Annotated in this window: 24 protein-coding genes; 12 read left to right on the top strand and 12 right to left on the bottom strand. The window is 56.8% G+C overall.

What is annotated here, in order from left to right; genetic code table 11:
- The first annotated feature begins 11 nt into the window (after window positions 1-11).
- Genes malX through KIF87_RS12575 form a run of 3 tightly spaced genes read left to right on the top strand, consistent with a single transcriptional unit; the run spans window position 12 to window position 4,675 of the window.
- Window positions 12-1,583, top strand: a complete 1,572-nt coding sequence (gene malX, locus KIF87_RS12585; protein WP_023333567.1) for a maltose/glucose-specific PTS transporter subunit IIBC — start codon at window positions 12-14, stop codon at window positions 1,581-1,583.
- Window positions 1,584-1,595: 12 nt separating this feature from the next.
- Entirely contained in the window at window positions 1,596-2,768 is a 1,173-nt protein-coding gene (locus KIF87_RS12580; RefSeq protein ID WP_213328889.1) for a MalY/PatB family protein, read from the top strand.
- Window positions 2,769-2,785: 17 nt separating this feature from the next.
- Window positions 2,786-4,675, top strand: a complete 1,890-nt coding sequence (locus tag KIF87_RS12575) for an alpha-galactosidase (RefSeq protein WP_213328888.1) — start codon at window positions 2,786-2,788, stop codon at window positions 4,673-4,675.
- A 19-nt stretch (window positions 4,676-4,694) separates the two neighbouring features.
- Here the strand turns inward: KIF87_RS12575 and KIF87_RS12570 are convergent, their stop codons facing one another.
- Window positions 4,695-5,675 carry a Fic family protein gene (locus tag KIF87_RS12570; RefSeq protein ID WP_213328887.1) on the bottom strand — a complete coding sequence of 327 codons (981 nt, stop codon included), beginning with the start codon at window positions 5,673-5,675 and terminating at the stop codon, window positions 4,695-4,697.
- Between the two features lie 5 nt (window positions 5,676-5,680).
- On the bottom strand, window positions 5,681-6,544 hold the full coding sequence (gene rsmI, locus KIF87_RS12565; protein WP_023309315.1) for a 16S rRNA (cytidine(1402)-2'-O)-methyltransferase: 864 nt from the start codon (window positions 6,542-6,544) through the stop codon (window positions 5,681-5,683).
- Between the two features lie 62 nt (window positions 6,545-6,606).
- Here rsmI and KIF87_RS12560 point away from each other — a divergent pair, with 62 nt between their 5' ends.
- Genes KIF87_RS12560 through dolP form a run of 4 tightly spaced genes read left to right on the top strand, consistent with a single transcriptional unit; the run spans window position 6,607 to window position 10,334 of the window.
- Complete coding sequence (locus KIF87_RS12560) at window positions 6,607-8,784, top strand: penicillin-binding protein activator (protein ID WP_213328886.1); 2,178 nt, start codon at window positions 6,607-6,609, stop codon at window positions 8,782-8,784.
- Complete coding sequence (locus tag KIF87_RS12555; RefSeq protein WP_213328885.1) at window positions 8,742-9,137, top strand: YraN family protein; 396 nt, start codon at window positions 8,742-8,744, stop codon at window positions 9,135-9,137. Before KIF87_RS12560 ends, KIF87_RS12555 begins: the two co-directional genes overlap by 43 nt.
- 21 nt (window positions 9,138-9,158) lie before the next feature.
- The gene (gene diaA, locus KIF87_RS12550; RefSeq protein WP_003861754.1) at window positions 9,159-9,749 is read left to right on the top strand and encodes a DnaA initiator-associating protein DiaA; all 591 of its coding nucleotides are present in this window, start codon (window positions 9,159-9,161) and stop codon (window positions 9,747-9,749) included.
- A 9-nt stretch (window positions 9,750-9,758) separates the two neighbouring features.
- Entirely contained in the window at window positions 9,759-10,334 is a 576-nt protein-coding gene (gene dolP / locus KIF87_RS12545; protein ID WP_029739641.1) for a division/outer membrane stress-associated lipid-binding lipoprotein, read from the top strand.
- Between the two features lie 49 nt (window positions 10,335-10,383).
- On the opposite strand, the gene KIF87_RS12540 is transcribed toward dolP, so the two are convergent.
- Window positions 10,384-11,421 carry a permease gene (locus tag KIF87_RS12540; protein WP_213328884.1) on the bottom strand — a complete coding sequence of 346 codons (1,038 nt, stop codon included), beginning with the start codon at window positions 11,419-11,421 and terminating at the stop codon, window positions 10,384-10,386.
- A 40-nt stretch (window positions 11,422-11,461) separates the two neighbouring features.
- The gene (locus KIF87_RS12535; RefSeq protein WP_193941440.1) at window positions 11,462-12,106 is read right to left on the bottom strand and encodes an NAD(P)H-binding protein; all 645 of its coding nucleotides are present in this window, start codon (window positions 12,104-12,106) and stop codon (window positions 11,462-11,464) included.
- A 128-nt stretch (window positions 12,107-12,234) separates the two neighbouring features.
- Between KIF87_RS12535 and KIF87_RS12530 the strand changes: the two genes are divergently transcribed.
- Window positions 12,235-12,753 carry a type 1 glutamine amidotransferase domain-containing protein gene (locus KIF87_RS12530; protein ID WP_115876340.1) on the top strand — a complete coding sequence of 173 codons (519 nt, stop codon included), beginning with the start codon at window positions 12,235-12,237 and terminating at the stop codon, window positions 12,751-12,753.
- On the opposite strand, the gene KIF87_RS12525 is transcribed toward KIF87_RS12530, so the two are convergent.
- Window positions 12,733-13,167: a YhbP family protein gene (locus KIF87_RS12525; RefSeq protein ID WP_023309322.1), complete on the bottom strand. Its 435-nt coding sequence runs from the start codon at window positions 13,165-13,167 to the stop codon at window positions 12,733-12,735. The two genes, KIF87_RS12530 and KIF87_RS12525, sit on opposite strands and share 21 nt — an antisense overlap.
- Before the next feature lie 14 nt (window positions 13,168-13,181).
- On the opposite strand from KIF87_RS12525, the gene KIF87_RS12520 reads away from it, so the two are divergent.
- Window positions 13,182-13,511 carry a GIY-YIG nuclease family protein gene (locus tag KIF87_RS12520; protein ID WP_045260079.1) on the top strand — a complete coding sequence of 110 codons (330 nt, stop codon included), beginning with the start codon at window positions 13,182-13,184 and terminating at the stop codon, window positions 13,509-13,511.
- On the opposite strand, the gene KIF87_RS12515 is transcribed toward KIF87_RS12520, so the two are convergent.
- On the bottom strand, window positions 13,498-14,001 hold the full coding sequence (locus KIF87_RS12515) for a GNAT family N-acetyltransferase (protein WP_213328883.1): 504 nt from the start codon (window positions 13,999-14,001) through the stop codon (window positions 13,498-13,500). The two genes, KIF87_RS12520 and KIF87_RS12515, sit on opposite strands and share 14 nt — an antisense overlap.
- Window positions 13,995-14,519 (bottom strand): ubiquinone anaerobic biosynthesis accessory factor UbiT, encoded by a 525-nt coding sequence (gene ubiT / locus KIF87_RS12510; RefSeq protein ID WP_023333580.1) that lies wholly within the window; start codon window positions 14,517-14,519, stop codon window positions 13,995-13,997. The genes KIF87_RS12515 and ubiT overlap by 7 nt, the downstream gene beginning before the upstream one ends.
- A gap of 211 nt (window positions 14,520-14,730) precedes the next feature.
- On the opposite strand from ubiT, the gene ubiU reads away from it, so the two are divergent.
- The 3 genes from ubiU to KIF87_RS12495 all read left to right on the top strand — a co-directional run bounded on the left by ubiU (window position 14,731) and on the right by KIF87_RS12495 (window position 17,698).
- Window positions 14,731-15,726, top strand: a complete 996-nt coding sequence (ubiU, locus tag KIF87_RS12505) for a ubiquinone anaerobic biosynthesis protein UbiU (RefSeq protein ID WP_023309326.1) — start codon at window positions 14,731-14,733, stop codon at window positions 15,724-15,726.
- 7 nt (window positions 15,727-15,733) lie between these two features.
- Window positions 15,734-16,612, top strand: a complete 879-nt coding sequence (locus tag KIF87_RS12500) for a U32 family peptidase (protein WP_121424757.1) — start codon at window positions 15,734-15,736, stop codon at window positions 16,610-16,612.
- A gap of 78 nt (window positions 16,613-16,690) precedes the next feature.
- Window positions 16,691-17,698, top strand: a complete 1,008-nt coding sequence (locus KIF87_RS12495) for a luciferase-like monooxygenase (protein WP_193941448.1) — start codon at window positions 16,691-16,693, stop codon at window positions 17,696-17,698.
- A gap of 96 nt (window positions 17,699-17,794) precedes the next feature.
- Here the strand turns inward: KIF87_RS12495 and mtr are convergent, their stop codons facing one another.
- From mtr to pnp, 5 genes are all read right to left on the bottom strand, one after another.
- The gene (mtr, locus tag KIF87_RS12490) at window positions 17,795-19,039 is read right to left on the bottom strand and encodes a tryptophan permease (protein ID WP_213328882.1); all 1,245 of its coding nucleotides are present in this window, start codon (window positions 19,037-19,039) and stop codon (window positions 17,795-17,797) included.
- Window positions 19,040-19,181: 142 nt separating this feature from the next.
- Complete coding sequence (locus KIF87_RS12485) at window positions 19,182-21,077, bottom strand: DEAD/DEAH family ATP-dependent RNA helicase (protein ID WP_198886074.1); 1,896 nt, start codon at window positions 21,075-21,077, stop codon at window positions 19,182-19,184.
- Window positions 21,070-21,150, bottom strand: coding sequence for a protein YrbN (yrbN, locus tag KIF87_RS12480; RefSeq protein WP_097397692.1), 81 nt, complete (start codon window positions 21,148-21,150; stop codon window positions 21,070-21,072). The genes KIF87_RS12485 and yrbN overlap by 8 nt, the downstream gene beginning before the upstream one ends.
- Window positions 21,151-21,257: 107 nt before the next feature.
- A complete protein-coding gene (gene nlpI / locus KIF87_RS12475) occupies window positions 21,258-22,142 on the bottom strand; it encodes a lipoprotein NlpI (RefSeq protein WP_023309331.1) in 885 nt (294 codons plus the stop codon).
- A 108-nt stretch (window positions 22,143-22,250) separates the two neighbouring features.
- On the bottom strand, window positions 22,251-24,389 hold the full coding sequence (pnp, locus tag KIF87_RS12470) for a polyribonucleotide nucleotidyltransferase (RefSeq protein ID WP_121424759.1): 2,139 nt from the start codon (window positions 24,387-24,389) through the stop codon (window positions 22,251-22,253).
- Window positions 24,390-24,407 lie beyond the last annotated feature (18 nt).

The following is a 24,407-nucleotide window of genomic DNA, read 5'->3' as shown; positions in this document are numbered from 1 at the left end:
GGAGTCCCTACATGACACAGGAAAAGTCGTTTAAATCGAAAGCGTGGGAATTTTTCCAAAGCCTGGGAAAGACGTTTATGTTCCCGGTCTCTCTGCTGGCCTTTATGGGGTTGCTGCTGGGTATCGGTAGCTCCGTCACCAGCCCTTCCACTATTAAAAGCTTTCCCTTTCTGGGCGGCGAGTTAACGCAGCTGACCTTTGGCTTTATCGCCATGGTGGGCGGCTTCGCCTTTACCTATCTGCCGCTGATGTTTGCCATGGCTATCCCGATGGGCCTCGCCAAACGCAACAAGGCCGTGGGCGCCTTTGCCGGGTTCGTTGGCTATATGCTGATGAACATGAGCATCAACTACTACCTGACCGCCACCCACCAGCTTGCCGACGCCGCCACCATGAGACAGGTAGGACAATCGATCGTGCTGGGGATCCAGACCCTGGAGATGGGCGTGCTGGGCGGCATCGTGGTGGGGGTAATCACTTACTTCCTGCACGAGCGTTTTCAGGACACCGTGTTACACGATGCTTTTGCCTTTTTCAGCGGCATTCGTTTTGTGCCCATCATTACCGCACTCACGCTGTCGCTGGTCGGGCTGTTTATCCCGCTATTGTGGGAATACGTGGCGCTAGGGATTGCCGGAATTGGCCATATCATTCAGAGCACCAGCGTTTTCGGACCGTTCCTCTACGGCGTAGGCGTGCTGCTGCTTAAACCCTTTGGTCTGCACCATATTCTGCTGGCGATGGTGCGCTTCACGCCAGCAGGCGGCATTGAGATGGTCAACGGTCATGAAGTGGCCGGCGCGCTGAATATCTTCTACGCCGAGCTGAAAGCCGGACTGCCGTTTAGCCCGCACGTTACTGCGTTTCTGTCACAAGGCTTTATGCCGACCTTTATCTTTGGCCTGCCTGCCGTGGCGTACGCCATCTACCGCACCGCGCGCCCGGAAAACCGCCCGGTAATTAAGGGGCTGCTGCTTTCCGGCGTGCTGGTTTCCGTCGTCACCGGTATTTCAGAACCGATTGAGTTTCTGTTCCTGTTTATCGCCCCCGCGCTTTACGCCTTCCATATCGTGATGTCGGGCCTGGCGCTGATGGTGATGGCCCTGCTGGGAGTCACCATCGGCAACACCGACGGCGGGATTTTGGATCTGCTCATCTTCGGCGTGATGCAGGGGATGTCGACCAAATGGTATCTGCTGTTCCCGGTCGGTATCGCCTGGTTTGCCATCTACTTCTTCGTCTTCCGCTGGTACATCCTCAAACACGATATCAAGACGCCGGGCCGTGAGGTGGACGCGCAGGGTGCGCAGCAGGCCGTCGAAGCCAACACCCGCGCGCGTGGAAAATCGAAATACGATCACGGGCTTATCCTGCGCGCGCTCGGTGGCAAAGAGAACATCGAGTCGCTCGACAACTGCATCACCCGCTTGCGCCTGGTCGTGAAGGAGATGGGGCTTATCGATCAGCAGGCGCTGAAAGCGGCTGGCGCCCTGTCGGTGGTGGTGCTGGATGCTCACAGCGTTCAGGTGATCATCGGCCCGCAGGTGCAGAGCGTCAAAACCGGCATTGAAGCCTTAATCTAACAGGGGGTTGTTGTGTTTGATTTCGACAAAATCATCGAGCGTAAAAGCGATAAGTGCCGTAAATGGGACCATGCGTTTGTCTGCTCACGCTTTGGTGATGTCCCGCAGGGGTTTATCCCGCTGTGGATCGCAGATATGGATTTCACCTCGCCGCCGGCCGTTATTGAAGGCTTCCAGCGCATCGTGGAGCACGGCACCTTTGGCTATACCTGGTGCTTCGACGAATTTTACGACGCGGTGATAGCCTTCCAGCGCACGCGTCATCAGGTTGAGGTGGAGAAGTCGTGGATCACCCTGACCTACGGCACCGTCTCCACGCTGCATTACACGGTCCAGGCGTTCTGCACGCCTGGCGATAGCGTGATGATGAACACGCCAGTCTACGATCCGTTTGCGATGGCGGCACAGCGCCAGGGCGTGCGGGTGCTTGCTAACCCGCTGTCCGTGAAGGAAAACCGCTATCAGCTGGATTTTAATCTGGTTGAAGATCAGCTCAAAACCCACCGTCCAAAACTGTGGTTCTTCTGCTCGCCGCATAACCCCTCGGGCAGGATCTGGCGCGCGGATGAGATACGCCAGGTCTCCGATCTCTGTAAACGCTACGGCACGATTCTGGTGGTCGATGAGGTTCACGCTGAGCACATTCTGGACGGCACATTCGTCAGCTGTCTGACCTCGGGCTGTGCCGCACTGGACAACCTGATCGTGCTGACGTCGCCAAATAAAGCCTTCAACCTGGGCGGGCTGAAAACGTCCTACTCCATGATCCCGGACGATTCGCTGCGCCAGCGCTTCCGCCAGCAGCTTGAGAAGAACTCGATTACCTCACCCAATATGTTCGGCGTATGGGGGATTATTCTCGCCTACCAGCACGGCCTGCCGTGGCTCGACGCGCTGAACGGCTATCTGCAAGGGAATGCCCGCTACCTTGCGGACGCTATTCAGACCCACTTCCCGGCGTGGAAGATGATGAACCCGGAATCGTCGTATCTGGCCTGGATAGACGTAAGCGCCGACGACCGCAGCGCCACAGAGTTGACCCAACATTTCGCCCAGCAGGCCGGTGTCGTGATTGAAGACGGCAGCCACTACGTGCAAAACGGCGAAAACTACCTGCGGATTAACTTCGGCACCCAGCGCTACTGGCTGGAGCAATCCATCAACCGAATGCTGAAGCATTACTAATAAGGAATCTTACCCTGATGAAAAAAGTGCTCACACTCTCGCTGCTGGCCCTGTTTGTTTCTCACGGCGCTCTGGCCGCCAACTACGCGCTCAATAACGACAATATTGCTCTGTCGTTTGATGACGCAAACTCAACGGTAGTGGTTAAGGACAATAAGGCTAACCATCCGCTCACGCCGCAGGAGTTGTTCTTCCTGACGCTGCCGGACGAGACAAAAATCCACACCGCGGATTTCACCATTAAGCACGTCGAGAAGCAGGACAACGCAATTGTCGTCGACTTTACCCATCCGGACTTTAACGTAACGGTGAAGCTGAACCTGGTGAAGGGAAAATACGCCAGCATCGACTACACCGTTGCCGCAGTCGGCCAGCCGCGAGACGTGGCGAAAATTACCTTCTTCCCGACGAAAAAGCAGTCTCAGGCACCCTATGTTGACGGGGCGATCAACAGCTCACCGATCGTTGCTGATTCGTTCTTTATTTTGCCGGACAAGCCCATCGTTAACACTTACGCCTATGAGGCGACCACCAATCTCAACGTAGAACTGAAAACGCCGATCCAGCCGGAAACTCCGGTCAGCTTTACCACCTGGTTCGGCACCTTCCCGGAAATCAGCCAGCTGCGCCGCAGCGTGAATCAGTTTATTGATACCGTGCGTCCACGACCGTACAAGCCTTATCTGCACTACAACAGCTGGATGGATATCGGCTTTTTCAATCCGTACACCGAGCAGGATGTGCTGGGGCGGATGGACGAGTGGAATAAGGAGTTCATTACCGGACGCGGCGTGGCGCTGGACGCCTTCCTGCTGGACGACGGCTGGGACGACCTTACCGGGCGCTGGCTGTTTGGCCCGGCATTCAGCAACGGTTTTGGCAAGGTTCGGGAAAAAGCCGACAGCCTGCACAGCTCGGTCGGACTGTGGCTCTCACCGTGGGGAGGCTACAACAAGCCGCGCGACGTTCGCGTCTCGCATGCAAAAGAGTATGGGTTCGAAACCGTCGACGGGAAGCTTGCGCTGTCAGGGCCGAACTACTTTAAGAACTTCAATGAGCAGATCGTTAAGCTTATCAAAAACGAACGCATTACCTCATTCAAGCTGGACGGGATGGGTAATGCCAACGCGCATATCCAGGGCAGCCCGTATGCCTCGGATTTTGACGCCTCTATCGCCCTGCTGCATAACATGCGCAGCGCCAACCCGAATCTGTTTATCAACCTGACGACAGGTACCAACGCCAGCCCGTCCTGGCTGTTCTACGCCGACTCGATCTGGCGCCAGGGCGATGACATCAACCTGTACGGCCCCGGCACGCCGGTGCAGCAGTGGATGACCTACCGCGATGCGGAAACGTACCGCTCCATTGTGCGCAAAGGCCCGCTGTTCCCGCTGAACTCCCTGATGTACCACGGGATCGTCAGCGCGGAAAATGCCTATTACGGGCTGGAGAAAATCCAAACGGACAGCGATTTTGCCGATCAGGTCTGGAGCTACTTCGCGACCGGCACGCAGCTACAGGAGCTGTATATCACCCCTTCAATGCTTAACAAGGCGAAGTGGGATACCCTTGCGCAGGCGGCGAAGTGGTCGCGGGAAAACGCCAGCGTGCTGGTGGATACGCACTGGATTGGTGGCGATCCAACCGCGCTGCAGGTTTACGGCTGGGCATCCTGGAGCAAGGACAAAGCGATTCTCGGCTTGCGTAACCCGTCGGATAGGCCGCAAAGCTACTTCCTGGATTTGGCGAAAGATTTCGAAATCCCGACGGGAAACGCGGCGCAGTTTAGTCTGAAAGCGGTGTACGGCAGTAATTCAACCGTACCTGAGGAGTACAAAAACGCGGTGGTGATTACGCTGCAGCCGCTGGAAACGCTGGTGTTTGAGGCGGTGCCAGGAAAATAAAAAGTGTTCGGCTGGCAGGTTAAGCCATCACCTGCCAGCTTCCCCCTTTCCTTGCCCCCAGGCGTTTTAATTTACCTTTTGTTTGCAAAGAATGGAGATAGCGTTCCGCGGTGCGGGAAGTCACGCCCAATACAGAGGCCAACATCACCGCAGTCATTTTCGGTTGAACGGTAAGAAGCTCAAGGATCGTGTTTTCCTTTTCCGACAATTCTTCCGACACTTTTTCCGACATAATGGATGTCATATCGATGCTTTCCCGCAAAGCTTCGGCCAAATTTTGCAGCATAAACGCCACGAATGCCGTGCAATCACTGGCCCGATCGCATTGTCCTAAAATCTGGTAATAGCGCGCTTGCTGGAAGTGAATGAGTGTCTCAACGGGCAGCCATGCAAGCTCTGCACGCCACTGGCTTAAGATCAGCGTTTGCCACAGCCGCCCCATGCGGCCATTTCCATCCGAAAAGGGATGAATAAACTCAAACTCGTAATGAAATACCGAGCTGGCAATCAGCGGGTGAAGATCGGTTTGCTTAAGCCAGGAAAGAAGATCGTCGATAAGGCGGTTCATCTGCGAGGCAGGCGGAGCCATGTGGACTAATTGGTTTCCACGGTACACCCCTACGTCCCCATTTCTGAGCTTTCCGGGATGATCGACCAGACCCATCATCAATAATCGGTGCGCACTGAGTAAGTCATTGAGCTTCCAGGGCTTCCATTCGGGCAATTTTTCATATGCCAGGATAGCGTTACGTACTTCCTGAATATCTTTTTCAGGTGCAAGCACGCGCTTGCCATCCATGATTGCCGTCACCTGCCCTGTCGTCAGCGAGTTGTGTTCAATGGCTAGCGAAGCCTGAATGGTTCGAATACGGTTCTCTTTACGGAGAAGCGGCGAAGTTCTACCTGAATGTGCCGCCCAGTGCCCCAATAGCTCACCAATCTCAACCACCTGATTGAGGATAAAGGGTGTGATGGTGAACGGAGGCTGATAGCGGCTCATCTGGATTACTCCCCCTGCTGCTCCAGCGCATGCTTGTACAGCGCATTTTTCTTCACGCCGTGGATCTCCGCCGCTAATGCCGCCGCTTTCTTCAGCGGCAGTTCCGCCTGCAGCAGCGCCAGCGTGCGCAGCGCGTCGGCTGGCAGCGCGTCTTCCTGCGCCTTATGTCCTTCGACAATCAGCACCATTTCACCCTTGCGGCGGTTTTCGTCTTCCTTCACCCACGCCAGCAGTTCACCCACCGGCGCACCGTGGATCGTTTCCCAGGTTTTGGTGAGCTCGCGCGCCAGCACCACGTAGCGGGCCTCTCCCCAGACGGTCACCATATCTTCCAGGCTCTCCAGCAGGCGGTGCGTGGATTCGTAGAAAATCAGGGTGCGCGGTTCCGCCTCCAGGTCTTTTAACACGTCGCGACGGCCTTTGGATTTGGCCGGCAGGAAGCCTTCATAGCAGAAACGATCAGACGGCAGACCCGCCGCGCTCAGCGCAGCAATGGCGGCGCACGGCCCCGGCAGGGGCACAACGCGAATACCGGCTTCACGACAGGTACGCACCAGGTGATAGCCAGGATCGTTGATCAGCGGCGTACCGGCGTCGGAGACCAGCGCAATGTTCTGCCCCTCTTTCAGCTTCGCCACCAGCGTTTCGGCTTTTTGTTGCTCATTGTGATCGTGCAGAGCAAACAAACGGGCGTTAATCGCGAAGTGTTGCAGCAGCAGGCCAGTGTGGCGGGTATCTTCAGCAGCAATTAAATCAACAGCTTGCAGTACGGTGAGCGCACGTTGGGTAATATCAGACAAATTCCCGATAGGAGTAGGTACAATATAAAGCTGGCCTTGAGAATTATCTGCCGTTTCGTGTTGTTTCATTGTTTCGTCCGTATTGCCGATTTAATATTGAGCATTGCGTAAAAAAAATCACTGGATACAGTATGGTACCGTTAACGTTTCTTCGAAAAAAAGCCACGCGCAGCGTGCCGCTTCTGCTGGCAGCCCTGATCTTTGCAGGCTGTGGCACCCAGGCACCTGACCAGAGCACCGCCCATCTTCAGGGTTCTGCTCAGGCTGATTCTGGCTTTTATCTGCAACAAATGTCGCAGAGTTCAAATGATACCAAGACCAACTGGCAATTACTCGCCATTCGTGCACTGCTGAAAGAGGGTAAAACCCAGCAGGCTGCCGAACTGTTTAACCAGTTGCCGAAAGATCTTAACGACGCCCAGCGTCGTGAGCAGAGCCTGCTCTCTGCCGAGCTTAAGGTCGCGCTGAAGGATTACGCCGCCGCGAAGAAGATCCTCGGGGACATTGACGTGAGCGCGCTGGATAAAAATCAGCAGGCTCGCTTCTGGCAGGCGGGCATTACCGCAGAGCAGGGGCGTCCTTCCCTGACGCTGCTTCGCGCCCTCATCGCGCAAGAGCCGCTGCTCGGCGGTGCCGATAAGCAGAAAAATATCGATGCCACCTGGCAAGCGCTTGCCTCTATGACCCAGGAACAGGCGCAGGCGCTGGTCATCAACGCTGATGAAAACGTCCTGCAGGGCTGGCTGGATCTGCAGCAGATGTGGTTTAACAACCGCAGCGATCCAAAGATGCTGAAGGCCGGTATTACGGACTGGCAGACGCGCTACCCGCAAAACCCGGGGGCGAAAATGCTGCCAACCCAGCTGGTGAACGTGCAGAACTTTAAGCCAGCGTCCACCAGCAAAATCGCCCTGCTCCTGCCGCTCAACGGCCAGGCGGCGGTGTTTGGCCGAACTATTCAGCAGGGCTTTGAAGCAGCGAAAAACGGCACGACGTCGGTAACCGGCAGTGCGGTTCCCGCGCAGGCGGCTCAGGCGGCTAACGTGAATGACGTTGTCAGCCCGTCAGCAGCAGAGACCAGCGACCTGACCACGGCGCAAGCGCCGGCGCAGGGTACGATGCAAAACCCGGTGACGGCTCCGACGACGCCTCCGGCTACAGCTGCACCGGCTGCAGCAGCCCCGGCTACTACAGCACCTGCTGCTCAGGCTCCGGCCGAGACGCAAGCGGCGCCAGCGCCTGGCACAACAGCAGAACAGCCTCAACAGCAGCCTGCGCAACCCGCGGCTCAACCTGCTGTGCAGCCGCAGGCCGTGGCAACCACCAGCGCCAACCCGGGCGCTGAGTTGAAAATCTACGACACCAGCTCTCAGCCGCTTGACCAGGTTCTGGCGCAGGTCCAACAGGACGGGGCGAGCATCGTTGTCGGTCCGCTGCTGAAAAACAACGTGGAAGAGCTGATGAAGAGCAATACCACGCTGAACGTGCTGGCGCTCAACCAGCCCGAGCAGGTTCAGAACCGGGCCAATATTTGCTATTTCGCGCTTTCCCCTGAAGATGAAGCCCGCGATGCGGCACGCCATATTCACGAGCAGGGCAAACAGGCTCCGCTGCTGCTCATCCCACGCAGCGCGCTGGGCGATCGCGTGGCCAACGCCTTTGCCGATGAGTGGCAGAAGCTGGGCGGCGGCGTGGTGCTGCAGCAGAAATTCGGTTCCGTCTCTGAACTGCGTGCTGGCGTAAACGGTGGAGCGGGTATCGCGCTTAACGGCAGTCCTGTCACCGCGAGCCTGCCACAGCAGCAGGGCGTGACGATTGGCGGCCTGACGATCCCTGCCCCACCTACCGACGCGCAGATTAGCGGTGGCGGTAAAGTGGATGCGGCCTATATCGTTGCCACGCCGCAGGAGATTGCCTTTATCAAACCGATGATCGCGATGCGTAACGGCAGCCAGAGCGGCGCAACGCTCTACGCCAGCTCGCGCAGCGCGCAGGGCACCGCAGGCCCGGATTTCCGTCTGGAAATGGACGGTCTGCAGTACAGCGAAATCCCGATGCTGGCAGGCAGCAACCCGGCGCTGATGCAGCAGGCGCTGAGTACCGTACGTAACGATTATTCGCTGGCGCGTCTGTATGCGATGGGTGTCGATGCATGGGCGCTGGCGAACCACTTTACCCAGATGCGTCAGGTGCCGGGCTTTGAGCTTAACGGCAACACCGGCGATCTGACCGCGACTCAGGACTGCGTGATCAACAGGAAGTTATCATGGCTCAAATACCAGCAGGGACAAATCGTCCCGGCCAGTTAAGCCGTAAAGAGACCGGCGATGCGTGGGAGTTAAAGGCGCGTCGCTGGCTTGAAGGCAAAGGACTGCGCTTTATTGCCGCTAACGTCCGCGGGCGCGGCGGCGAAATCGACCTGATCATGAAAGACGGTCAGGTCATCGTGTTTGTGGAAGTCCGCTTTCGACAGTCCTCCCGTTTTGGCGGTGCTGCCGCCAGCGTGACGCTCGCCAAACAACATAAATTATTACAGACTGCCCACTTGTGGCTTGCCCGCCATAATGGGAGCTTTGATACTGTGGATTGCCGGTTCGATGTGATAGCCTTCACCGGAAATGAGATCGAATGGCTTAAAAACGCTTTTGGCGAAGACGCATAATTAAGATTTAAAAGGGATAACGTGCTCGAAAGAATTAAAGTGTGCTTCACAGAAAGCATCCAGACTCAGATTGCCGCGGCGGAAGCCCTTCCGGATGCTATCTCGCGTGCCGCAATGACGCTGGTGCAATCCCTGCTTAATGGCAACAAAATCCTCTGTTGTGGCAACGGCACGTCAGCCGCCAACGCACAGCATTTTGCTGCCAGCATGATCAATCGCTTTGAAACAGAACGCCCGAGTTTACCCGCCATTGCACTTAATACCGATAATGTGGTCTTAACGGCGATTGCTAACGATCGTCTGCATGACGAAATTTACGCCAAGCAGGTGCGAGCCCTGGGTCACGCCGGAGATGTGCTGCTGGCCATCTCCACGCGCGGCAATAGCCGGGATATTGTCAAAGCCGTTGAAGCTGCCGTCACCCGCGACATGACCATCGTAGCCTTAACCGGCTATGACGGGGGTGAGCTGGCGGGTCTGCTTGGGCCGCAGGATGTGGAAATCCGCATTCCTTCTCACCGGAGCGCGCGTATTCAGGAGATGCATATGCTCACGGTGAACTGCTTATGTGATTTGATCGATAACACGCTTTTCCCTCACCAGGATGATTAAGGAGTTCTTATGAAGGCTTTATCGACCCTCGCAGTCCTTATGTCTGCATTACTGCTTCAGGGATGTATCGCTGCGGCCGTTGTGGGTACCGCCGCCGTAGGCACCAAAGCGGCAACCGATCCACGCACTGTGGGGACGCAGGTGGATGACGGTACGCTTGAGCTGCGCGTCAACAGTGCGCTGTCGAAAGACGAACAAATCAAGAAAGAAGCGCGTATCAACGTGACGGCTTATCAGGGCAAAGTGCTGCTGGCAGGCCAGGCGCCGAATCTGGAGCTCGCCTCTCGCGCGAAACAGATTGCGATGGGCGTCGAAGGGACCACAGAGGTGTTTAACGAAGTGCGTCAGGGCAAGCCAATTGGCCTGGGTGACGCCTCTTCCGATACCTGGATCACCACCAAAGTGCGTTCCCAGCTGCTGGGCTCGGACCAGGTGAAATCCTCCAACGTGAAAGTGACGACTGAAAACGGCGAAGTGTTCCTGCTGGGTCTGGTGACCGACCGTGAAGGGAAAGCGGCGGCGGATATCGCCAGCCGGGTGAGCGGCGTGAAGCACGTCACCACCGCGTTTACTTACATTAAGTAATCCACACCTGACTGTAGGCCCGGTAGGCGCTAGCGCCACCGGGCTTTTTTTACATCAACGCAACACTCCCCACCATCACCCCGCTCAACGCCACCAGCCCCGCGGTCAGCCACAGCGCTTTCGCCGGGAACGACTTACGCAGCATGATAAGCGACGGCAGGCTGATCGCCGGCAGCGTAATCAGCAGCGCCAGCGCCGGCGCGGTGCCCATTCCGGCCAGCATCATGGTCTGAACAATCGGAATTTCCGCCGCCGTTGGGATCACAAACAAACAGCCCGCAACCGCCATCGCAATGACCCACATCAGCGTGTTGTCGATAGCGCCATCCGCATGCGGGAAGAGCCAGACGCGCGCCGCCCCCAGAACCAGTACCGCCAGGATATAGACCGGGATGGTGCTCCAGAACAGCTGCCAGAGCGCTTTGCCCCAGCGCGCAAAGAAGCCACCCTGCGGCTCGCTGACGTCCAGCTCAACGGCTGCGGGTTCTGCGGCAGTATCCTTCACCAGTTTTTGCACCAGCGTCGCCACCACCAGCACGGTCAGTAGCCCGGCGACCAGGCGGATGAACGCGAAATGCCAGCCCAGCACAAAGCCCATAAACACCAGCGTTGCCGGGTTGAGCAGCGGGTTGCCCATCCAGAACGCCAGCGCGCCGCCCATCGACACGCGCTGACGACGCATCCCTGCAGCCACGGGCGCGGCACAGCAGGAGCACATCATGCCCGGCAGGGAGAAAATCGTTCCCAGCAGCGTGCCCTGAAAGCGCGGCTGCCCGAGGGTTTTCACCAGCCAGTTGCGGGGGATAAGCACCTGAATCAGTGACCCAAGGATCACGCCTAAGACGGCGGCCTTCCAGACGGCAAGGAAGTAGACCATGGCGTAATTCCACGCCGCCTGAAGCGGGTTGGATTCAGCCTGCGCGAGAATAGATTTACCGATGCTGTGCGTTTCGGCGGCGGTGAAGGCTTTGCCGTAGTACGGCTGCCATTTCACGTACCAGAGGCCAACAATGACCACGAGAAAGAAGAGTGCGGGCTTCCACCATTGAACAGGTGTTGCCGCCTGAGATGAAGACTGACCAGTCATAGCATTCCCCGGAGAGTATTAGGTTATTAGCCGGGGGAGTTTACGCCTCGCCCTGCGCGATTTCACGCAGTTTTGCCGAAGGGATAATGTTTACGCCCGCTTTCGACGGGGCCAGCCCCTCTTTTAACATCGCGCGGGCGACGTCCCGCGCCTCGATGGATTTCCAGTTGCCGGGAAGGATGCGAAACAGCGGGGCCAGTATCGACTCGTTAAATCGGCGTTCGTCCCGGTGTCCGATCAGCATCGACGGGCGCACAATCGTCAGCTGCTCCCATTTCTGCGCAATCAGTGCATCCTCCATCTTGCCCTTCACCTTGTTGTAGAAGAAAGGCGATCCGGCACTGGCACCCAGCGCGCTGACCACCAGAAAATGTTTGGCCCCCAGCTTTTTCGCCGTGAGCGCGGTGTCCACCACCAGCGTATAGTCGGCGTGGATAAATGCCTCTTTGCTGCCCGCCTCCCGCCGCGTGGTGCCCAGACAGCAAAAGGCGATATCAATAGGATCCTGCACCTGCGCCAGCGCGTCCGTCAGCTGAGGATCGTGCGGATTAAAGACGCCGGATAAATCTGCCAGCGGTCGACGCGTCGGGGCGGCGATATAGTTTACGCGGCGATCCTGAATCAGCAGCCGCAGCAGATGATCGCCCACTAACCCGGTGGCACCCGTAATCAATACCTGACTCATCTTATCCCCTTTACAGAATTGTCCGTTTGCGAACTCAGCGTCGTCGACCACACTTAGAAGTCTGTTACAGGTAAGTATTTACCACAAGCGGAGAAAAATCAGTCTGAAGCCAAAACAACGGAGGAAGCATGGGCAAGAAAATCGCAGTCTTGATTACCGACGAGTTTGAAGATTCAGAATTCACCTCTCCAGCAGAGGCGTTCCGCAAGGCGGGACATGAGGTCATTACCATTGAGAAAGAGGCGGGCAAAACGGTAACAGGCCATAAGGGCGAGGCCAGCGTAACCATCGATGAGACCATCGATAACGTGAGCCCCTCAGATTTTGACGCCCTGCTGTTACCCGGCGGCCATTCCCCGGATTCCCTGCGCGGGGACGAGCGCTTCGTGACCTTCACCCGGGACTTTGTCTCCACCGGCAAACCGGTCTTTGCCATCTGTCACGGCCCGCAGCTGCTCATCAGCGCAGAAGTGGTCCGCGGGCGTAAGCTCACCGCCGTGAAACCGATCGTTATCGATCTGAAAAATGCGGGGGCCGAGTTTTACGATCAGGAGGTGGTCAACGACAAAGACCAGCTGATCACCAGCCGTACCCCGGACGATCTCCCGGCGTTTAACCGCGAAGCGCTACGCCTGCTCGGCGCGTAGCCAATGCAGCTTCTTGCCAAAGCCCAGGGTGTTGTCGGTAAATTTCAGCTCATCGAGGCGGATTTCCCACACCGGGGCTTTTAGCGCAGCGGCAACGGGAAAGCGGCGCGTGTAGAGCTTACGGCGCGCGTCGCTCTCTTCGCCGTCCAGACGACGGATCTCGCCTTTGAACTGCACGCCGCGGATCAGCGCGACCGTTTTTGGCTGGCCGTTTACCGTGCCTGCCACCTTTGCCTGCTGGCCGGTCATCTGCGCATGACGCGTTTTGTCTTCGCTCATGACATAAAAAGCCACGCGCTCTGGGTCGTAGTAGTAAAACGCATTTGCGCACCACATTTCCCCCTCGTCATAGACGCACCAGGTGACAACATGCTGCTTCGCCAGCCAGCGGTTAATGGCGGCCAGTGTTTCCATTTTCGTTCTCTCTCATGCTATGGTGCGTTCACCTTAACATACTGAATCTGTTTACCGTGTGCTGGTTTCTCTATCTTGTCCGAACCGCTGATAATGCCCTCTACACCGGGATCACCACCGATGTGGCGCGGCGTTTTTTACAACATCAAACGGGAAAAGGGGCAAAGGCGCTGCGGGGGAAAGGGGAATTACAGCTCGCCTTCTCAGCGGCCGTCGGCGACCGATCGCTGGCGCTCAGGCTGGAATACCGCATCAAGCAGCTGACGAAGCGCCAGAAAGAGCGCCTCGTGACCGGAGACGGCTCCTTTGAGGCGCTACGCGAGAGCCTGATTAAAAGCGATTGAAATGGTCGTGATACTCGACGAGACCATTCACGCCGTTGAGCGCGTCGTCCGCCAGACGATGGACCTGGAAAGCGGATTCCGTAACCGGCCAGCGGCAGCGCAGATCGTAATGCGCGGCCTGCTCAAAGCCTAAACGGCCATAGAACGCCGGATCGCCCAGCGTGACAACGGCCGCATAACCGAACTCATTGAGCGAATCCAGCCCTTCATAGACCAGCTGGCGTGCCAGCCCCTGCCCGCGATAGCTTTCATCTACCGCCAGCGGCGCCATGCCTACCCACTGCAGCTCTTCGCCCTGAACGATGACCGGACTGAAGGCAACATAGCCCACCACCTGACCTTCGTCATCGGTGGCAACCAGCCCCAGCGTAATCAGGCCGTCTTCGCGAAGGTCGTGGACAAGTTGGGCTTCGGCATCGCTCGCAAAGGCGCGGCGTAACAACGCATCGATCCCCGGCGCATCAATCCCAATTTCGACTCGAATCAGCATGGCTCACCTACTGAAGTGTGTTTACCGTCCGGCGGGGTTTTCAGCCCGGCCTCAACGAAATCTGCCATTTGCATTAACATCACGCGCAGCGCTTTCGGCATCTGCTCCAGCTCAATGGCATCCATTAAATTCTTAACGTACAGGCCCAGCTCCGTGTCGCCTTCAATTACCAGACGGCGCTGGAAGAAGAGCGTATCTGGATCCTGCTTACGCGCGGCGATCATCAGCAGATCGCTGGCGTTGGCGCTAAAACTCACATCCGCCTCGGCAGATTCGCGTACGATCAGCTGGTCATTCTCAACGGAGGTAAACCAGCGCAGCCCGATGTCACGCACTTCAATGCTTAACCAGCGGCCTTCCAGGAATTCCAGCTCGCCGTCCTGCAGCGCCTGGCGGAACTGCCAGCTCAGGACCTGCTCCAGCACCTGACGTTTAAGCGCGAACGGCGCCAGCTTGACCGGCACGCTCAGCATTGATGGACCAAATTGTACGAGACGTGAACGCAGTTTATCCAGCACGAGCTTTACTCCCTGATATCTATAGTCCTGCTATTTTGCCATATCCGAAGCGCAACATAGCGGCGTAAATCAACAAACCGTCGTCCGTCGTACCTCATTATTGGTGCCATCAATACGCCATTAGCTGCCTTAAATCAAAAATTGTCGCGTATGGGTTAATTAAAATCCCAGCTCGTTAACAATTTTGCGATCGACTACATCAGGATAAATTATGGAGCTGCTCTGCCCTGCCGGAAATCTTCCGGCGCTTAAGGCGGCCATCGAAAATGGGGCCGATGCGGTCTATATCGGGCTGAAAGATGACACCAACGCCCGCCATTTTGCTGGCCTCAACTTTACGGAGAAAAAGCTTCAGGAAGCCGTTAACTTCGTTCACCAGCATCGCCGCAAGCTGCATATCGCCATCAATACCTTTGCTCATCCTGACGGCTACGCCCGCTGGCAGCGCGCGGTGGATATGGCGGCACAGCTGGGCGCCGATGCGCTGATCCTGGCCGACCTCGCCATGCTTGAGTATGCGGCAGAACGCTATCCCCATATTGAGCGCCACGTCTCTGTTCAGGCATCTGCCACCAACGAAGAGGCCGTACGTTTTTACCATCAACACTTCGACGTGGCCCGCGTGGTGCTGCCGCGCGTGCTCTCTATTCATCAGGTTAAGCAACTCGCGCGCGTCACGCCAGTACCGCTGGAGGTTTTTGCCTTTGGCAGCCTGTGCATCATGGCCGAAGGCCGTTGCTATCTTTCCTCTTATTTAACCGGTGAATCGCCGAATACCGTCGGAGCCTGCTCCCCTGCCCGCTTTGTTCGCTGGCAGCAGACCCCGCAGGGGCTGGAGTCACGTCTGAATGAGGTGCTGATCGACCGCTATCAGGACGGCGAAAACGCCGGTTATCCAACCCTGTGTAAAGGCCGCTATCTGGTCGACGGCGAGCGCTACCACGCGCTGGAAGAGCCTACCAGCCTTAACACGCTGGAGCTGCTGCCGGAACTGCTGGCGGCCAATATTGCCTCGGTGAAAATCGAAGGTCGCCAGCGCAGCCCGGCCTATGTGAGCCAGGTGGCGAAAGTGTGGCGTCAGGCCATCGACCGCTGCATGGCGGATCCGCAGAACTACGCTCCGCAGCAGGCCTGGATGGAGACGCTCGGATCGATGTCCGAAGGCACGCAAACCACGCTGGGCGCGTATCACCGTAAATGGCAGTGAGATAATCATGAAATATTCATTAGGACCGGTTCTCTACTACTGGCCAAAAGAGACGCTGGAAGATTTTTACCAACAGGCCGCCGCCAGCAGCGCCGATGTGATTTACCTCGGTGAAGCGGTGTGCAGCAAGCGCCGCGCCACCAAAGTGGGCGACTGGCTGGATATGGCGAAAAGCCTGGCCGGCAGCGGCAAGCAGGTGGTGCTCTCCACGCTTGCGCTGGTGCAGGCGTCTTCCGAACTGGGCGAGCTGAAGCGCTACGTCGAAAACGGCGAGTTCCTGCTGGAAGCGAGCGATCTCGGCGTGGTGAACATGTGCGCTGAACGCAAGCTGCCGTTTGTCGCGGGTCATGCCCTGAACTGCTACAACGCCGTCACCCTGCGTCTGCTGCTCAAACAGGGGATGACGCGCTGGTGCATGCCGGTAGAACTCTCTCGCGACTGGCTGGCTAACCTGCTGAATCAGTGCGACGAGCTGGGCATTCGCAATCAGTTTGAAGTGGAGGTGCTGAGCTACGGCCATCTGCCGCTGGCCTACTCCGCCCGCTGCTTTACCGCGCGCTCGGAAGACCGCCCGAAAGACGAATGCGAAACCTGCTGCATCAAGTACCCGAACGGACGCAGCATGCTGTCACAGGAGAATCAGCAGGTGTTTGTCCTGAACGGCATTCAAACCATGAGCGGCTATGTCTATAACCTCGGCAACGAGCTGGCGTCGATGGACGGTCTGGTGGATATGGTTCGGCTGTCGCCGCTGGATACCGGCGTGTTCGCGATGCTTGACGCCTTCCGCGCCAACGAAAACGGTGCCGCTCCGCTGCCGCTGACGGCAAATAGCGACTGCAACGGCTACTGGAAGCGTCTCGCCGGGCTGGAATTGCAGGCGTAAAAAAGGCTCACTTTGTTAACAACGGTTATCATTTTTTAATGCAGTATTAAAGATTCACCGTCGACAAAGTGAGCTGTTATGACTGACAAAACCATTCCGTTTTCGGTGCTGGATCTGGCGCCGATCCCACAAGGCTCCTCGGCAAGAGAAGCCTTTTCGCACTCTCTCGATCTGGCTCAGCTGGCCGAAAAGCGTGGCTATCACCGCTACTGGCTGGCCGAGCATCACAACATGGTGGGCATCGCCAGCGCTGCCACCTCGGTACTGATTGGCTATCTGGCCGCAAACACTACAACTTTACACCTTGGTTCGGGGGGTGTGATGTTGCCTAACCACGCCCCGTTGGTGATTGCCGAGCAGTTTGGCACCCTGAATACCCTCTATCCGGGGCGGATTGATTTGGGTCTTGGTCGTGCGCCCGGCAGCGACCAGCCGACCATGCGCGCCCTGCGTCGCCATATGAGCGGCGATATCGACAACTTCCCGCGCGACGTGGCCGAACTGGTTGACTGGTTCGACGCGCGCGATCCGAACCCGCACGTGCGCCCGGTACCGGGCTACGGTGAGAAGATCCCGGTGTGGCTGTTAGGCTCAAGCCTCTACAGCGCACAGCTCGCCGCACAGCTGGGGCTGCCGTTTGCCTTCGCCTCGCACTTCGCACCGGATATGCTGCATCAGGCGCTGCATCTTTACCGCACGAACTTCAAACCGTCCGAGCGTCTGGAGAAGCCGTACGCGATGGTATGTATCAACATCATTGCCGCCGACAGCAATCGCGACGCGGAATTCCTGTTCACCTCTATGCAGCAGGCGTTTGTAAAACTGCGTCGCGGTGAAACAGGCCAGCTTCCGCCGCCGGTGGAGAATATGCATCAGCTGTGGTCAGCCTCCGAACAGTATGGTGTTCAGCAGGCGCTGAGTATGTCGCTGGTAGGTGATAAAGCGAAAGTGCGTCACGGGCTGGACGCGGTGCTGCGCGAAACGCAGGCGGATGAAATTATGGTTAACGGCCAGATTTTCGATCACCAGGCGCGTTTGCATTCGTTTGATTTGGCCATGCAGGTGAAAGAGGAGTTGGTGGGGTAGCCTTTTTGCCGGATGGCGGCTTCGCCTTATCCGGCCTACGGTTTTCTCCCTCTCCCTTCGGGAGAGGGGCGGGGTGAGGGGATCAGGCCGCACGGTTTAATGGTAAACAGGCAGCAGGTTAAAACTCGACAGCACGTGTACCAGGGCATTGCCAGCACCAAACACCAGGATCAGCGCAATCATCGGCTTGCCGCCCCACACGCGGAATTTCGGGCTGCCGAAGCGTTTACGTGATTTACGTGCCAGCAGCGCTGGCACAATCGCCGCCCAGATAGTTGCCGCCAGCCCTGCATAGCCGATGGCGTACAGGAAGCCGTTCGGCCACAGCAGACCGCCCACAATCGGTGGCAGGAAGGTCAGCAGCGCGGTTTTGAAACGCCCCATCGCAGAATCATCAAAGCCAAACAGATCCGCCAGGTAGTCAAACAGGCCCAGGGTTACGCCGAGGAAAGAGCTCGCCACCGCAAAGTTAGAGAAGATAACCAGCAGCAGATCCAGGCTGCGGCTGTTCAGCACGCCGCTCAGCGCCTGCACCAGCACGTCGATGTTACCGCCCTTCTGGGCAATGCCGATAAATTCCGGACGCGGGATGTTGCCCATCGTCCCCAGCAGCCAAATCACATACAGCCCCAGCGCCAGCAGCGTGCCGTAGACCAGACACTTCACAATGGTGCGCGGATCTTTGCCGTAGTACTTCATCAGGCTCGGCACGTTACCGTGGTAGCCAAACGACGCCAGACAGAACGGCAGGGTCATCAGCAGGTACGGCGTGTAGGAGGTGTTTACTTCGGCGACGTTAAACAGCGTGGCGGGCGTCACGTGCCCCAGCAGGCTGCCGAAGGTCAGGAAGAAGGTGATGACCTTAGCGCCTAATACAATCGCCGTCATGCGGCTCACCGCTTTGGTACTCATCCAGACGATAAACGCCACAGCCAGCGCAAAACACAGCCCCGCCAGACGCGCCGGAACGTTCAGCGACATCTCCGAGAAGGTGTGATGCAGAATCGAGCCGCTCGCCGAAATATACGCGTAGGTCAGGATATAGAGCACAAACGCGATGGATAGCCCGTTCACCAGGTTCCAGCCTTTGCCCAGCAGATCTTTGGTGATGGTGTCGAAGCTGGAGCCAATGCGGTAGTTCAGGTTTGCTTCGAGGATCATCAGCCCGGAATGGAGCATGCAGAACCAGGTGAAGACCAGCGCGGCCAGCGACCAGAAGAACCACGCACCGGACATGACCACAGGCAGGGAAAACATCCCGGCACCAATGATGGTTCCGCCGATGATCACCACGCCGCCAAGCAGCGAAGGTGACGTTTGGGTGGTGGTTAGTGTCGCCATACAGCCTTTTCTCCAGTCAATCATGCGGTTCTGCATTTTAATGTGACGCACTGTACCAGTACAAGAGTACAAAAGGAATAAAAAAAGCCCCGATAGCGTGTATCGGGGCTGTATATTTTACTTTACGTCAGTTGCGTAAGGCTTACGCGTCACGGCGACGGCTGGTGCCTTCGTCACGACGTGGGCCGCGGTTTTCGCGACGCTCGCCGGAGAAACGACGTGGTTCACCGCGACCTTCGCTGCGGCCGCCTTCACGACGTTCGCCACCGAAGCTGCGACCACCGCCACGACGCTCACCACCGCGGTCTGGACGTGGCTGTGCATCGCCCATCAGCTGCATGTTCATCGGCTTGTTCAGGATGCGGGTACGCGTAAAGTGCTGCAGCACTTCGCCCGGCATGCCTTTTGGCAGCTCGATGGTAGAGTGGGATGCGAACAGCTTGATGTTACCGATGTAACGGCTGCTGATATCGCCTTCGTTAGCGATCGCGCCAACGATGTGACGAACTTCAACGCCATCATCACGGCCCACTTCAATGCGGTACAGTTCCATATCACCCGCGTCACGACGTTCACGACGTGGACGGTCTTCACCACCACGCTCTGGACGGTCACCACGTGGGCCACGGTCATTGCGGTCATTACGGTCGCCACGACGTTCGAAGCGATCGTCACGGTCACGGAATTCACGCTTAGGACGCATCGGCGCATCTGGTGGCACGATCAGGCTACGTTCGCCCTGAGCCATTTTCAGCAGTGCTGCTGCCAGGGTTTCCATGTCCAGCTCTTCGCCTTCAGCGGTAGGCTGAATCTGCGACAGCAGCGCGCGGTACTGATCCAGATCGCTGCTTTCCAGCTGCTGCTGTACTTTCGCGGCGAATTTTTCCAGACGGCGTTTGCCCAGCAGATCTGCGTTTGGCAGGTCAGCTTCTGGAATGGTCAGCTTCATGGTGCGTTCGATGTTACGCAGCAGACGACGCTCGCGGTTCTCAACGAACAGCAGCGCGCGGCCAGCACGACCCGCACGACCGGTACGGCCGATACGGTGAACGTAAGACTCGGAATCCATCGGGATGTCGTAGTTCACAACCAGGCTGATACGCTCAACGTCCAGACCACGTGCTGCCACGTCGGTTGCAATCAGGATATCCAGACGACCGTCTTTCAGACGCTCCAGAGTCTGCTCACGCAGGGCCTGGTTCATGTCGCCGTTCAGCGCTGCGCTGTTGTAGCCGCTACGCTCCAGGGCTTCAGCCACTTCCAGAGTCGCGTTTTTGGTACGCACGAAGATAATCGCCGCATCAAAATCTTCCGCTTCCAGGAAACGTACCAGCGCTTCGTTTTTGCGCATGCCGTACACAGACCAGTAGCTCTGGCTGATGTCCGGGCGAGTGGTTACGCTGGACTGAATACGCACTTCCTGAGGATCTTTCATGAAGCGCTTGGTGATACGACGAATCGCTTCTGGCATGGTGGCAGAGAACAGCGCGGTCTGATGACCGTCTGGGATCTGCGCCATGATGGTTTCGACGTCTTCGATGAAGCCCATACGCAGCATTTCATCTGCTTCATCCAGTACCAGGCCGCTCAGTTTAGAGAGGTCCAGAGTACCGCGCTTCAGGTGATCCAGCAGACGGCCCGGCGTACCGACAACAATCTGTGGGCCCTGGCGCAGGGCGCGTAACTGCACGTCATAACGCTGGCCGCCGTACAGGGCTACCACGTTTACGCCGCGCATATGTTTAGAGAATTCCGTCATTGCTTCTGCAACCTGAACAGCCAGTTCACGGGTTGGAGCCAGGACGAGGATCTGCGGTGCACGCAGGTCCGGATCAATGTTGTTCAGCAGCGGCAGCGAGAATGCTGCAGTTTTACCGCTACCAGTCTGGGCCATGCCCAGCACGTCACGACCAGAAAGCAGGTGTGGGATACACTCAGCCTGGATCGGAGATGGTTTTTCGTAACCCAGATCGTTAAGGGCTTCAAGGATAGGAGCCTTCAGGCCCAGATCTGCAAAAGTGGTTTCGAATTCAGCCATGTAGTACAAGTGCCTCGATATTAATGGCGGCCAGTCTACTTAGCTCATCGTGAAAATGATTAGCAATTTTCATTGAAAAGTGTGAACCGGCTCAAAGTAGGTGTATTGACGAACAACAACGCCCTCACCAGTTAAGGTGATGGCAATCAAAAGATTACGGGCTGATGTTTATGTCGTCAGCTATTGCTGGTCCGATTCTGCCAGGTCGTCATGCTCCTGGCCCAAGAGCGATAATTCCAACAATGCATAACGGTGCTCAACGAAGTTGTGTACGTTGTTAGCAACCGCTAATTTGAACAGTGCCGTAGCGCTGTCCATATCCCCCAGACTTAGGTAGTACTTACCTAAATAGAAGTTGGTTTCACTGAGATGCTCAGCGAGCGAGGTGTTATCCGTTGCGTCCGCCTTGAGGCGTTCCATCAGCGTTGCTTCGCTAATGTTGCCCAGGTAGAACTCGACAATGTTCCATCCCCACTGTTCCTTGTCCGATTTATCGAAGCGCTGTTTCAGTGCCTCTTTTGCCTGCTTCTCATCGAGCTTCCGCTCAACGATGTAAAGCCACAGGCTACGGAAAGGATCATTAGGATCGTCTTGATAAAACGCCAGCAGATCATCTTGCGCTAACTTATCACGACCGCCGTAATACAATGCGATACCGCGATTCAAGTGCGCGTAGTTGTAAGTTGGATCAAGCTCAAGTACAGAATCAAACGCTTCATAGGCAGCATCAAAATTGCCTGCCTGCGTTAAATAAATGCCTAAGTAATTGAATACTTCAGGCATATCAGGTCGGATAGCCAGCGCTTGTGAAAAATCATTTCGCGCCAATGCCCTCAGACCGAGACTATCATACAACACTCCGCGCTCATATAAAAGCTGTGCGCGTTCTTCATCGGTTAAAGCCCGACTGGCAAGAATTTGTTCCATGCGTGCCAGAATCACTTCCTGCTGCAAAGTCGGTTGCAATGGCACTGCGAGGACTTCGCTCTTACGCCAGGCAGAGTTGCTGCATCCTGCCAGCGTTAAAGCTGTCGCAACGAAACACCAGCGCAAAAAAGGCTTCATTTCCCACTCCCGAAGACAACTATTGGATGAACGTCCTGTCCCCCGGCGGCTTAACAAGGCGTCCTGCCTGATAATAGGCCCTCCGCAAAGCGGAGGGCAAATGGCAACTTACTCGCCTTGCTGTTCTGCTGCCTGTGCTTCTGGCGCAGCAGCTGGCTGAGACTGCTCGGTTGCTTCTTTAATGCTCAGACGGATACGGCCCTGGCGATCAACTTCCAGAACTTTCACCGGGACTTCCTGACCCATCTGCAGGTAATCGGTCACTTTCTCAACGCGCTTGTCAGCGATCTGAGAGATGTGAACCAGACCTTCTTTACCGCCACCGATGGCAACGAACGCGCCAAAGTCAACGATACGGGTCACTTTACCTGCGTAGACGCGGCCCACTTCGATCTCTGCAGTGATTTCTTCGATGCGACGGATAGCGAATTTCGCTTTCTCGCCGTCGGTTGCTGCGATCTTCACAGTACCGTCATCTTCGATTTCGATCGTGGTGCCAGTCTCTTCGGTCAGCGCACGGATTACGGAACCGCCCTTACCGATAACATCTTTGATCTTGTCTGGATTGATCTTGATGGTGTGGATACGTGGAGCGAACTGAGAAATGTCGCCACGCGGCGCGTTAATCGCCTGTTCCATCACGCCCAGGATGTGCAGACGCGCACCTTTAGCCTGGTTCAGAGCAACCTGCATGATCTCTTTGGTGATACCTTCAATTTTGATATCCATCTGCAGCGCAGAGATACCTTCGCGGGAACCCGCTACTTTGAAGTCCATATCACCCAGGTGGTCTTCGTCACCCAGAATGTCAGACAGAACAACGAAGTTGTCGCCTTCTTTCACCAGGCCCATTGCGATACCCGCAACGGCGGCTTTGATCGGCACGCCTGCATCCATCAGCGCCAGAGAAGCACCACACACGGAAGCCATGGAAGAGGAACCGTTGGATTCGGTGATTTCAGAAACCACACGAACGGTGTACGGGAATTTATCAGCTTCTGGCATCACTGCCAGCACGCCGCGCTTCGCCAGACGACCGTGACCAATTTCACGACGCTTCGGCGAGCCAACCATACCGGTCTCACCTACGGAGTACGGAGGGAAGTTGTAGTGGAACAGGAAGCTGTCAGTACGCTCGCCCATCAGTTCGTCGATGTTCTGTGCATCACGTGCGGTACCCAGGGTCGCGGTAACCAGCGCCTGCGTTTCGCCACGGGTGAACAGCGCGGAACCGTGAGTACGTGGCAGTACGCCAGTACGCACATCCAGACCACGGATCATGTCTTTTTCGCGGCCATCGATACGCGGCTCGCCTGCCAGTACGCGGCTACGAACAACGTTTTTCTCGATAGCGTGCAGAATGTCGCTCAGTTCGTTAGCGTCCAGCGCTTCGTCTTCAGCAACCAGCGTCGCGATAGTTTCAGACTTGATCACGTCAACCTGAGCGTAACGCTCCTGTTTGTCAGTGATGCGGTATGCATCGCTCAGACGAGATTCTGCCAGGGCTGCAACGCGTGCGTTCAGCGCGTCGTTTGCCGCTTCTGGCTGCCAGTCCCAACGTGGTTTACCGGCTTCTTTCACCAGGTCGTTGATGTTCTGGATAACGATCTGCTGCTGCTCGTGGCCAAATACCACGGCGCCCAGCATCTGGTCTTCGCTCAGCAGTTCTGCTTCGGATTCAACCATCAGCACAGCGGCTTCAGTACCCGCAACAACCAGATCCAGCTTACTTTCTTTCAGCTCTTCCTGAGTTGGGTTCAGCACGTACTGGTCGTTGATGTAGCCAACGCGCGCGGCACCGATTGGGCCATTGAATGGAATACCAGACAGTGACAGGGCAGCGGATGCGCCGATCATGGCAACGATGTCCGGGTTAACCTGTGGGTTAACGGAAACAACGGTCGCGATAACCTGTACTTCGTTAACGAAGCCTTCCGGGAACAGCGGACGAACCGGGCGGTCAATCAGACGCGCAATCAGGGTTTCGCCTTCGCTTGGACGGCCTTCACGACGGAAGAAACCACCCGGGATTTTACCGGCAGCGTAGGTACGCTCCTGGTAGTTAACGGTCAGCGGGAAGAAGTCCTGACCTGGTTTAGCTTTTTTCTGGCCAACAACGGTAACGAATACCGCAGTGTCATCCATGCTTACCATAACGGCAGCAGTAGCCTGACGTGCCATCATGCCGGTTTCCAGCGTGACGGTATGTTGACCATACTGGAATTTACGAACGATCGGATTCAGCAAAGTTCTGTCCTTTCTTAA

Source organism: Enterobacter sp. 120016 (assembly GCF_018383635.1).
In the GTDB taxonomy this organism is placed as follows: Bacteria; Pseudomonadota; Gammaproteobacteria; order Enterobacterales; family Enterobacteriaceae; genus Enterobacter; species Enterobacter asburiae_D.
Note: the sequence above shows the minus strand (reverse complement) of the source record. Positions and strands in the feature narration are given on the sequence as shown.